This window comes from Salegentibacter maritimus (assembly GCF_016236975.1).
GTDB lineage: Bacteria > Bacteroidota > Bacteroidia > Flavobacteriales > Flavobacteriaceae > Salegentibacter > Salegentibacter maritimus.
This window is the reverse complement of record NZ_JAEHNY010000003.1, coordinates 81604-93978: the sequence shown is the minus strand read 5'-3', so window position 1 is coordinate 93978 and position 12375 is coordinate 81604. Positions and strand designations below refer to the sequence as shown.

7 protein-coding genes are annotated in these 12375 nt (G+C 38.2%); all 7 read left to right on the top strand.

Translation table 11 applies throughout. The annotated features are described in order from the left end of the window. Window position 1: 1 nt before the first annotated feature. Entirely contained in the window at window positions 2-970 is a 969-nt protein-coding gene (locus I6U50_RS04050) for a glycoside hydrolase family 130 protein (protein ID WP_198637950.1), read from the top strand. A gap of 2 nt (window positions 971-972) precedes the next feature. After that, on the top strand, window positions 973-2037 hold the full coding sequence (locus I6U50_RS04045; protein ID WP_198637949.1) for a carbohydrate-binding family 9-like protein: 1065 nt from the start codon (window positions 973-975) through the stop codon (window positions 2035-2037). Between the two features lies 1 nt (window position 2038). Beyond that, window positions 2039-3148 (top strand): putative glycoside hydrolase, encoded by a 1110-nt coding sequence (locus tag I6U50_RS04040; RefSeq protein WP_198637948.1) that lies wholly within the window; start codon window positions 2039-2041, stop codon window positions 3146-3148. Continuing rightward, window positions 3149-5383, top strand: coding sequence for a GH92 family glycosyl hydrolase (locus I6U50_RS04035; RefSeq protein ID WP_198637947.1), 2235 nt, complete (start codon window positions 3149-3151; stop codon window positions 5381-5383). Then, on the top strand, window positions 5383-7710 hold the full coding sequence (locus tag I6U50_RS04030) for a glycoside hydrolase family 20 protein (RefSeq protein WP_232805875.1): 2328 nt from the start codon (window positions 5383-5385) through the stop codon (window positions 7708-7710). The genes I6U50_RS04035 and I6U50_RS04030 overlap by 1 nt, the downstream gene beginning before the upstream one ends. Before the next feature lie 70 nt (window positions 7711-7780). Further along, window positions 7781-10081 (top strand): GH92 family glycosyl hydrolase, encoded by a 2301-nt coding sequence (locus I6U50_RS04025; protein ID WP_198637946.1) that lies wholly within the window; start codon window positions 7781-7783, stop codon window positions 10079-10081. 8 nt (window positions 10082-10089) lie between these two features. Continuing rightward, window positions 10090-12327 carry a GH92 family glycosyl hydrolase gene (locus tag I6U50_RS04020; protein WP_198637945.1) on the top strand — a complete coding sequence of 746 codons (2238 nt, stop codon included), beginning with the start codon at window positions 10090-10092 and terminating at the stop codon, window positions 12325-12327. Window positions 12328-12375: the final 48 nt, after the last annotated feature.

Genomic DNA, 12375 nt, shown 5'->3' with positions numbered 1-12375 from the left:
TATGGAAAATAATATTCCCTGGCAAGACAGGCCGGGCAATTCTAAGGAAGTGATGTGGAGATATAACGAGAACCCTATTATTGATCGTTATGCCATTCCTAGTTCTAATAGTATTTTTAATTCTGCAGTAGTCCCATTTGAGGGTGGTTATGCCGGGGTGTTTAGATGTGATAATAAAGCTGTGCAGATGAATATCTTCGCCGGATTCAGTAAAAATGGGATCGATTGGGAGATAGAACATGAACCCATCGATTTTAATCCTGGTAATACTGAAATGATCGATTCAGATTATAAATACGACCCCAGAGTTACTTTTATTGAAGATAGGTATTGGATTACCTGGTGTAATGGATATCATGGGCCTACCATAGGAATTGGATACACGTTCGATTTTAAAAAGTTTTATCAATGTGAAAATGCATTTCTTCCATTTAACCGAAATGGCGTTTTGTTTCCTAAGAAAATAAATGGGAAATATGCTATGTTGAGTCGTCCAAGTGATAATGGACATACTCCTTTTGGTGATATCTATATAAGCTATAGCCCCGATATGAAATACTGGGGCGAGCATCGCTGTGTTATGAAAGTATCTCCTTTTGAAGATAGTGCCTGGCAGTGTACTAAAATTGGTGCGGGGCCTGTTCCTATTTTAACTAAAGAAGGTTGGTTACTTTTTTATCACGGGGTAATTAACACCTGTAACGGATTTAGATATTCGGTGGGGGCTGCTATTTTAGATGAAAACGAACCGGATAAAGTAAAATATCGCTCTCAACCTTATTTGTTGGCACCGGCAGAACTATATGAAACAACGGGCGATGTGCCAAATGTACTTTTCCCTTGCGCGGCTTTACATTCAGAGGAAGAAGATAAATTGGCGCTTTATTACGGTGCTGCAGATACGGTAACATCGGTTGCTTTTGGCCACCTTAGTGAGATTATTGATTATGTGAAAAATAACAGCCTTTAATTATGAAATATAAATTGCTTTTATTCATTATTGGTGTGTTTGCCTTGAATTCTGCTTATGCCCAAAATCCGCCAAGATCTTATATAGCTTATAAAACTCTCGATGAGATAGAGATAGATGGTAGGGCTGAAGAAGCTTCATGGAAAGAAGCACCCAGAAGTAAGGATTTTATTGATATTGAAGGCGACAAAGTGCCAAAATATCAAACCTATATGAAAATGGTGTATGATGAAGATAACCTCTACTTCTATGCAAAGATGAAAGAGCCTCACATCTGGGGAACACTAAAACAACGTGATACGGTGATTTTCTATAATAATGATTTTGAAATTTTTATAGATCCAGATGGAGATACCCATAATTATATGGAGTTTGAAATGAATGCCTTAAATACCGTGTGGGATCTTTTTATAGTAAAACCCTATCGCGAACCGGCACCCATTGTTGATAGTTGGGATATTCAGGGCTTGCAATCGGCTGTACATATTTCAGGAACCTTAAATGATGCCTCAGACGAAGATGATTATTGGAGTGTTGAGGTTGCCATTCCCTGGGAGGTTTTAAAAGAAGCAAATATCCATAATAATATTCCGGAAGAAGAATTCTGGAGGGTTAACTTTTCGCGGGTAAATTGGGATTTTGATCTTACTGAAGGTAGATATTCCAGAAAGAAAGATAAAAATGGTGAATATTTGCCTGAATATAATTGGGTATGGTCACCACAGGGAGTTATCAATATGCACGAACCTGAGCATTGGGGTTATGTATACTTTTCTTCAAAAAATGCCGGGGAGCAGGACGAGTTTGAAATACCTGAAGACGAAAAGGTTAAATGGATGCTTTACAAGCTCTACCGAAAGCATAAAAACTATTTCAGTAAAAATAAAAAATGGGCTTCAAGCATCAGTGAAATTGAAAATAAACCAATTAAGCTAAATGGTGAGACTTTACAGCCTAAACTGGAAATTCATCTTGCCGGATGGAATATCGCCGTAATAAGCCCTTTCACCGGGAAACAATATATCATAAGAGAAGATGGTAAAATTTTAACCTCCAAAATTAAATAATATGAAAACTAAACTTTTATTAATTGCTTTAATAGCCCTTGGGTTTACTTCCTGCCTGGATAATGTGGCAGCTTCAAAAAAGGATCAGGATGATACTGCTTCTGTAGAAAAGCAGGACGACTTTAAATTCTGGGTATGGACCACCGCAGACCCAAAAAGAGCAGACTCTTCTTATACTTCTGAGTTTAAAAAATATAGCGAAAATGGAATTGAAGCGGTACTTATTAATACCAATACCGATCCTGAGCTGCTTTCGCGTTTAACTCCTTTGGCTAAAGAAGAAGGACTGGAGGTACACGCCTGGATTATGGCTATGAACCGTCCCGGAGATAGTGTAGCATTGCAAAATCCAGAGTGGTACACAGTAAGTAGAGATGGAAATTCTACCCACGATACCAGACCTTATGTAGATTATTACCAGTGGTTGTGCCCTACGCGTGAAGAATCAAGAAATCATGTATTAGGCCTGGTAGAAGGTTTGTCTAAGGTAGAAGGTGTGGCTAGTGTGCACCTTGATTATATAAGATTTTCTGATATCTTTTTACCAATAGGCTTATTGCCTAAATACGATTTGGAACAAGAAGAGGAACTTCCTGAGTTTGATTTTTGTTACTGTGATGTTTGTGTTGCTGAATTTGAAGAAATTCACCACAAAAACCCAAGAGACTTTGAAAATCCTGCCATAGATATGGAGTGGAAACAATTCCGCTTAAACAAAATTAGAGATGTGGTTAATGATGCTTATAAAATTGTACACGACAATAATAAGCAATTAACTGCAGCAGTTTTTCCTTATCCTGAAATGGCAGATCATATGGTACGTCAGCGTTGGGACAAATGGGAAATTGACGCCGTTTTACCAATGATCTACCATAACTTCTATAATGAGGAGGTAGACTGGATTGGGTATGCCACAAAACAAGGGGTTGAAGATTTAAAAGGAAAAAATACCGACTTGCACACAGGAGTGTACTTACCACCTATGAGTGGAGAAGATGTTACTGAAGCCATTAAACTTGCAAAAGAAAATGGGGCTAAAGGAATTTCGTTTTTTGATGGAAATGCACTTACCAAAGAGCAATTAAAAGCTATAAAAGAAGCGAGTAAGTAGATGAAGAATTTAGGTTTGTTTTTATTAATGTTGTTTACTGTTTCTGCTATTGCCCAAAAGCATAGGCTAACAGAATATGTAAACCCTTTTATTGGAACCGATGGCCCGGGAAATACCTATCCCGGTGCCACCGTTCCTTACGGGATGGTTCAATTAAGTCCCGACAATGGCATTGGAGGCTGGGATCGTATTGCTGGTTATTTCTATCAGGATTCTATAATTAGTGGATTCTCCCATATGCATCTTTCAGGAACCGGTGCAGGCGATCTCTATGATATTTTAGTGATGCCCACCAATACTCGTTTTTCTAAACGAATTCCTGAGAATAATAATAAACCTTTTTCACATTTTAGCCATGATAAAGAAGAAGCTTCTCCCGGGTATTATTCGGTAGAGCTTTTAGATTACAACATTAAAGCAGAACTTACTGCAACCAAACGAACAGGAATACAGCAATATACCTTTCCTAAAGATTCCTTATCCCAAATTCACGTAGATTTGGGTTATGCGCTTAATTGGGACCGTCCAACTGAAACGCATATTAATGTAGTAAACGACTCGGTTATTGAAGGTTTTAGAAAGTCTACCGGATGGGCCAACGATCAACGGGTTTATTTTGTGATGAAGCTCTCTAAACCATTTAAAAGTTTTAAACTTTTTGAAAATGGCAACCTGGTTTCAGAAGAACAAATTACAGGAACCGATACCAAGATTATCCTGAACTATAAAACTACTTCAGGAGAACAAATAGTTTTAAAAACAGGTGTTTCTTCAGCAAATATTGAAGGGGCTTACGCCAGCCTGCTAACAGAAGCGCCTCATTTCAGTTTTGATAAATACAGGGCTCAAGCCAATGATATTTGGGAGCGTGAGCTGAAAAAAATAAAAATTACAACTGCCAATAAAGATCAGAAATCGGTTTTTTATACCATGATGTATCAATCTATGTTGGCGCCAACTCTGCTTAGTGATCCTAACGGAAATTACAAGGGGGCAAATGGCGAGGTGGAAACAGCTAAAGGTTTTGAGCGTTACGATACTTTTTCTTTGTGGGATACGTTTCGGGCAGCGCACCCACTTTATACAATAATTCAACAGGAAAAAGTGCCCGATTTTATTGAATCGATGCTTGCTCATTACCAGGAAACAGGCTTGCTTCCGGTTTGGTCTATGCAAGGAAATGAGACCAACATGATGCTTGGTTATCACGCCGTTCCGGTGGTGGTAGACGCTTATTTTAAAGGCTTTGAATTTGATGCCGAATTGGCTTATAAAGCCTGTAAGGCAAGTGCTATGGCCAATGACCGGGAAATTGATGTTTACCGGGAATTGGGGTATGTGCCGGCAGGTGAAGATAATGAAGATTGGAGTGTTTCAAAAACACTGGAATATGCTTACGACGATTGGTGCATAGCTATGTTTGCTAAAGATTTAGGCAAAACTGCAGATTACCAATACTTTCAAAAACGTTCCCAATACTGGAAGAATATCTACGATGAACAAAGTAGTTTTTTTAGGCCTAAAACTGAACAAGGGGAATTTGTAGAAGATTTTGTGGCAAAAGAGTATACAAAGTACTTTAGTGAAAGTAATGCCTGGCAATATTTTTGGTTTGTGCCACAAGATATTCCGGCATTGATAAAAGAAGTAGGTGGCGAGCAACGCTTTGAACAAAAACTGGATTCTATGTTTACCTATCATCCGCTTGCTACAGATAAACTTCCAATATTTAGTACAGGTATGATTGGGCAATATGCTCACGGTAATGAGCCCAGCCATCACGTAGCCTATTTATATAATTATTTAGACAATCCTTCTGAAACCCAAAAGCGGGTAAGGGAAGTACTTACAAGTCAGTATAAAAATGAACCGGCGGGACATTGTGGAAATGAAGATTGTGGACAAATGTCTTCCTGGTATATATTTAGTTCCCTTGGGTTCTATCCCGTAAATCCGGCACAGGGCATTTATATTCTTGGCGCCCCTCTTTTTGAAAGTGCCGAAATAAATTTACCCGGGAATAAAATGTTTAGTATAAAAACAGAAAATTATGCTCCCGAAAATATGTATGTGAAGAGCGTACACCTAAACGGGAAGAAGCTTGATCGTGCATTTATAACTCATAAAGAAATAGTCTCAGGTGGTGAATTAGTCTTTAAAATGACCGATAAACCCGAAAAGAAAAAATCTAAAAACAGAAAAATTAAAACACCAAAGCCAAATAAAATTTACTAATGATGAAATCTTTATCCTACCTACTTTGTTTAACAGTATTAGTTTTGTCGGCCTGTTCAGGGAACAATCAAAAGACTTTTTCAGAAGAGGAATTAAGCCTTATTCCCAAGCCTACAGAATTAAATTTAAAGGAAGGGAGTTTTAATTTTACAAAGGAAACCGGCTTTGTTTTAGAAGGAGAAAATCAACGTGATATTGCAGAATTATTAAGTGCGAAGTTTGAAGCTGCTGCAGGCTGGGAATTAAAAATCTTTGAAGAAAAACCGGAAGCTAATTTTATCCAGTTTAAAGAAAATAAAGAGTTAAATGATGAAGCTTATAAGCTCAATGTAAATGATAAGAGAATAGTAATTGAGGCTGCTTCTTATTCGGGTTTTGTTTATGCACTTGAAACTGTAAGGCAGTTGTTACCGCTTGAAATTGAGAGCCAGGAAAAAATAAGCGATATAAACTGGCAAATTCCTCAAATCGAAATAAGCGATGAGCCCAGATTTGAATGGCGTGGGTTAATGTTAGATGTTTCCAGACATTTTTTTGAGAAAGAATATATTTTCAAAACTATAGATAGACTGGCATTCTTAAAAATGAATACCCTGCATTTGCACCTGGTAGACGACCAGGGGTGGAGAATTGAGATTAAGAAATACCCAAAACTTACCGAAGTAGGTGGTTTTAGAGTAGACCAGGAGCATAAACACTGGGATGCCCGTAGTGAGAACAAGCCTGGAGACCAAGCAACTTATGGAGGTTTTTATACCCAGGAAGATATTAAGGAAATCGTTGCCTATGCCGGTAAACACGGGATAGATGTAATTCCCGAAATTGAAATGCCCGCGCATGTTACCAGCGCTATTGCTGCCTACCCGGAGCTATCCTGTACCGGTAAACCGGTTGCTGTGCCATCGGGTGGACTTTGGCCTATAACCGATATCTATTGTGCCGGTAAAGACGAGACCTTTGAATTTCTTGAGAACGTATTGTTGGAGGTAATGGAATTATTTCCTGCAAAATATATTCACGTGGGAGGTGACGAGGCAACCAAAACAGAGTGGGAAAAGTGTGAGGATTGCCAACGTAGAATAAAGGAAGAAGGATTAGCCGATGTAGAGGAGTTACAGAGTTATTTTATTCGCCGCATGGAAAATTTCCTTAGCTCTCATGACCGCATTTTGATTGGCTGGGACGAGATTTTAGAAGGAGGACTGGCGCCGGGTGCTACTGTAATGAGCTGGAGAGGTACTAAAGGTGGCTGGGAAGCTTCAGAGCAAGGTCATGATGTGATTATGACCCCTGGAAGCCACGTGTATTTTAATTTCTATCAGGGTGATTTTGATACAGAACCTATGGCGTTTTCTGGTTTTACCCCCTTAACCAAGGTTTACGAATTTGATCCGGTTGTAGATAGCATGAGTGTGGCCCAGAAAAAACATGTACTTGGTGGCCAGGCAAACTTATGGTCTGAGTTTATAGATTCGCCAGAGCTTTCAGAATATATGCTTTTTCCAAGATTGGCAGCATTGTCTGAAGTACTTTGGATCCCGGAAGAGGATAAAGATTGGGCAGATTTTTCTAGAAGGATGCAGGTAATGTTTAAGCGTTTCGATCTTATGGGTATTAATTATGCTACCAGTGCTTATTCTGTAACCGCCCAGAGTGAAGTTGATGCGAACTCAGGTGCTATTGAAATAGCTCTAAATACCGAGTTTCCGGATGCTGAAATTAGATATACATTAAACGATAAGAATTTAAATGCTTCTTCTGCAGTATATACCGAGCCTATTCAGGTAGATACCAGTAGCTTACTAAGAGCCGCTGTTTTTGAAAATGGAAAACCCAAAGGTGATACCCTGGTTAAAAACTTTCATTTTCATAAAGCCGTGGGGAAAGAGGTTACCTATAAGCCTATGTATCACGATAGTTATACCGGGGTAGGGGAAAATACTACGGTTAATGTGATTAGAGCTACCAAGAACTTCCACGATGGCCAGTGGCTTGGCTGGTTAGGAGAAGATATAGAAACTACTGTAGACTTGGGCGAGCTTACTAAAATTGAAAATCTAAAAGTTGGTGCTATGGAAAACCAGGGCTCTGGGATCTATTTTCCGGTTAAGGTCACTGCCTTTGCTTCTAAAGATGGAGAAAACTACACAAAGATTGGAGAAGTTTCCCGAGATTTTAAAATCAATGGCGCTATTGGTTTAAAAGATTTTGAAATCAATTTCGAGCCGCAGAAAGCCAGGTTTGTGAAGTTAAAAGTAGATGTTTATAAGGGCTTACCGGGAAAAGGTAGAGCCTGGTTATTTTTAGATGAAATAATTGTAGAATAGTTGTAAGCCTAAGTTTATAAAGGTGTTCCGTTTGGATAGATTTTTTAGCATTAAATCAAAAAATATTAAAATGAAAGTAAGTTTATTGTTCAGTACGCTTTTTACACTTGTTTTTACGGCAAGTACCTTTGCGCAAGAAAGAGAAGTCTCTTATGTAGATTTTGTAAATATTTTAATGGGAACCGATTCTACTTTCGATTTGTCTAATGGGAATACCTATCCGGCTATAGCCCTGCCATGGGGTATGAATTTCTGGACACCCCAAACGGCTGAAATGGGAGACGGCTGGGCGTATAAATATGATGATTATAAAATTCGCGGAATAAAGCAAACACATCAGCCCAGCCCCTGGCTAAACGATTATGCAGCCTTTTCTTTAATGGCAGTAACCGGAGATTTGAAATATGAAGAAGAAGAACGTGCTTCCTGGTTTTCTCATAAAGCTGAAACTGCAAAACCGCATTATTACAGCGTTTATTTAGCCAATTATGATGTTACTACAGAAGTAGCACCAACTGAAAGAGCGGCTCACTTTAAGTTTACTTTTCCAGATTCAGATAGTTCTTATATTGTATTAGATGCCTTTAATAAAGGATCTATGGTAAAGATTATCCCTGAAGAGCGTAAAATAATTGGATACGCCAGAAATAATCACGGGGGTGTACCTGATAATTTTCATAATTACTTTGTAGCTCAATTTGATAAGGATTTTGAAATTAAACATACCTGGAAAGACAATTGGGAGCTTCAGGAAAATTCTACTAATGCAGAAGCCGACCATGTAGGGGCTATTATCGGTTTTAAAACAAAAAAAGGAGAGGAAGTTAATGTAAAAGTTGCTTCTTCGTTTATTAGTCTTGAGCAGGCACAACAAAATTTGGATTCTGAAATTGGAGATAAAGATTTTGAGGAAGTAAAGGCCAATGCAAAAAAGATATGGAACCAGGAACTTGGTAGAATAAAAGTAGAAGGTGAGAATTCAGACCATATAGAAACTTTTTATTCAAGCTTGTATAGGGTTTTGTTGTTCCCGAGAAGATTTTATGAAATAAACAAAGAGGGAGAGCGTGTACATTATAGTCCTTACAACGGAGAAGTCTTACCGGGTTATATGTTTACCGATAATGGCTTCTGGGATACTTTTAGGGCTGTATTTCCTTTTTTTAATATGATGTATCCCGAATTGAATAAAAAGATAATGGCCGGTTTGGCCAATACCTATAAAGAATCTGGATGGCTGCCTGAATGGGCCAGCCCGGGACATAGAGGGGTTATGATTGGTTCTAATTCGGCCCCCATCATTGTAGATGCCTATTTAAAAGGAAATGTTTACCCTGAAGATGTTGATGTACTTTTTGAAGCAATACTTAAAAATGCAAATGTAGAGGAGGGGCGTCCGGTATCTTCTGTAGGAAGGGAAGGCGTTGATTATTATAATGAATTAGGCTATGTGCCCTACAATGTAGATATTCACGAAAACGCTGCAAGAACCCTGGAATATGCCTATGCCGATTGGACTATAGCCGAAATGGCGAAAGATTTGGGCAAAGAAAAGATTGCAGATCGCTTTTATAAGCAAGCTTATAATTATAAAAAACTTTTTGATCCTTCTACCAATTTAATGCGTGGAAAGAATGAAGATGGAACTTTTCAGGAGCCTTTTAATCCTTTAAAATGGGGAGATGCTTTTACAGAAGGTAATAGCCTGCATTATACCTGGAGTGTGTTTCAGGATGTTGAAGGGCTTATTGACCTAATGGGTGGGAAGAAGCAATTTACTCAAAAATTGGACACCGTGTTTGAAATGCCACCTAAATTCGACGATTCTTATTACGGCTTTACCATTCACGAAATAAGGGAAATGCAAATAGTGAATATGGGGAATTATGCCCACGGAAATCAACCTATTCAGCATATGATTTACCTATATAACTATGCCGGCCAGCCCTGGAAAACCCAACAAAGGATTAGGGAAGTACTAACTAAACTCTATGCCCCAACGCCAGATGGTTATCCTGGAGATGAAGATAACGGACAAACTTCGGCCTGGTACGTGTTTAGTTCATTAGGATTTTATCCCGTTACGCCGGGAGCTGATCAATATGTAATTGGTAGCCCGCTTTTTGATAAAGCAAGCCTACATCTTGAAAATGGTAAGAAGTTTGAGATTATAGCTAATCATAATTCCGAAGAAAACTTTTATATAGAATCTGCGTCCCTCAATGGACAGGAATGGAATAAAAACTATCTAAATTATAACGATTTAATGCAAGGGGGGACACTTCAGTTTGAATTATCCAATACGCCTAATACTAAGAGGGCTGTTACTAAAGAAGCGTTTCCCTTTTCTATGAGTTCAGATAAAAACTAATTCAATTTATGAAAAATATTATTTTTCCAGTACTGGCTTTTTTAGTTTCCGGTTTTATAACCGCACAAGAAGCCCCGGTAGATTATGTAAATCCTTTTATAGGAACTTCTAATTATGGAGCAACCAATCCCGGAGCCATAGCTCCAAGGGGGATGGCCAGTGTTTCTCCTTTTAATGTTGCCGGAAGAATAGACCTTAATCCACTGGAGAAAGATAGCCAATGGCTGTCTAATCCTTACGTTAATGAAAACCGGTTTTTAACAGGCTTTTCTCATGTTAATTTAAGCGGAGTTGGTTGTCCCGATCTTGGTGTGATTATTACTATGCCTACAACAGGGGAGTTGCAAACAAATCATTTACAATACGGGAGTACATACAAAAATGAAGTTTCAAAGGCTGGGTATTATTCGGTAAATCTTTATAAATATAATGTAAAAGCAGAAGCCACCGCGAGTACAAGAGTGGGTGTTTCCCGATATTCATTTCCGGCAGGAAAATCTAATATTTTATTGAATTTAGGTTTAGGACTTACAAATGAACAGGGAGGGATGCTTCGTGTTGTTTCCTCTAATGAGATTGAAGGAATGCGCACAGTAGGTTCTTTTTGCTATAATAATGCTGAAGCTGCTTATCCGGTTTATTTTGTGGCTAAATTTTCAAAAGCTGCTGATGAGTTTGGTGCCTGGAAAACTCCTTATAAATATGAAGGTGAAGAAGCTCAATGGATGGGCTACAATGGTAAAACCCGAATTAAAAAAGGGTTTACCCGGGAAGTAGTAGGTGATAGTATTGGAGCTTATATGACCTATAACTTTAAAGAAGCGCAAGAGGTAGAAGTTAAAATTGGCGTTTCTTATGTGAGTATAGATAATGCCAGGGAGAACCTGGAAAATGAGGTGGGAGCTTCAACTTTTGAAGAGGTATATGCTAAAACCAAAGAGGCCTGGAATGAAAAGCTTCAGGTTGTAGAAGTTGAAGGAGGAAGCAAGGATGATAAGACTATCTTTTATACGGCTTTATACCACACTCAAATTCACCCTAATATCTTAAATGATTTTAATGGGGAATACCCTGAGGTATCCACCGGGAAAATTGGTAAAACCAAGGGTACAAGATATACCACTTTTTCATTATGGGATACCTATAGAAATTATCATCAGTTAATGAGTTTGTTATATCCTGAAGAGCAGCTGCAAATGGTGAATTCTATGCTTGAGATGTACGATGAGAATGGATGGTTGCCGAAATGGGAACTAAACTCAACTGAGACGTTTACCATGGTAGGAGATCCTGCTGCTGTAGTGTTGGCAGATACATACGTAAGAGGTCTAACAGACTTTGATGTAGAAAAAGCTTATGAGGCTATGTTGAAAAGTGCACTTGATACAGTTAATAATCCTTTGAGGCCCGGTCTTAAATCTTATATTGATCTTGGTTATTTAGGCGTTGATGGTGGCGTTGCGGGACCGGTTTCAACAACACTGGAATATAACATAGCCGATTATGCTATTGCGCAATTGGCAAAAAGATTGGGGAAAGAAAAAGACTACAAAACATTTTTAAACAGATCTTTGTCCTACAAAAAGCTTTACAATCCAAAAACAGGCTTTTTACAGCCAAAATACAGTGATGGAAAATGGTATGAGCCTTTTGACCCGTTAGCCGGAGCAAACTTTGAAAAAAATGTAGGCTATATAGAAGGTAATGCCTGGCAATATTTGTTCATGGTACCACACGATATTAAGGGGTTAATGAAACTTATGGGTGGGGCTACTGCTTTTGAAGATAAACTTGATAAAGTTTTTGATGGAGGGCATTACGATATGGCCAATGAGCCCGATATACTTTACCCTTACCTTTATAATTATATTGAGGACAGTGAAGCTAAAACTTCATCAAGGGTTACTAAACTTATCAATGAATACTATACAAACAGACCCGCTGGGCTTCCAGGTAATGATGATACCGGGACGATGAGTGCCTGGCTGGTATATTCTATGATGGGCTTTTATCCTGTGACTCCAGCAGAGCCTGCTTATACGTTTACCAAGCCGGCTTTTGAAAAGGTAAAGATAAATCTTAACGATACATATTATGATAATGAAGAAATCATAATTAATCTATACTCTTCAGAAGAAGCATTAGAAGATAATCAAACTTCTAAATTTCTAAGGAATGAGTTTTTTGTAGATCATAAAACTTTCCTAAACTCAAAAGAAATTAATTTAATAAGCCCGAAGGATTAATTAAAAATTTTAAAAAACATACAATTCTTTTTATTTTTTATTCAAAAT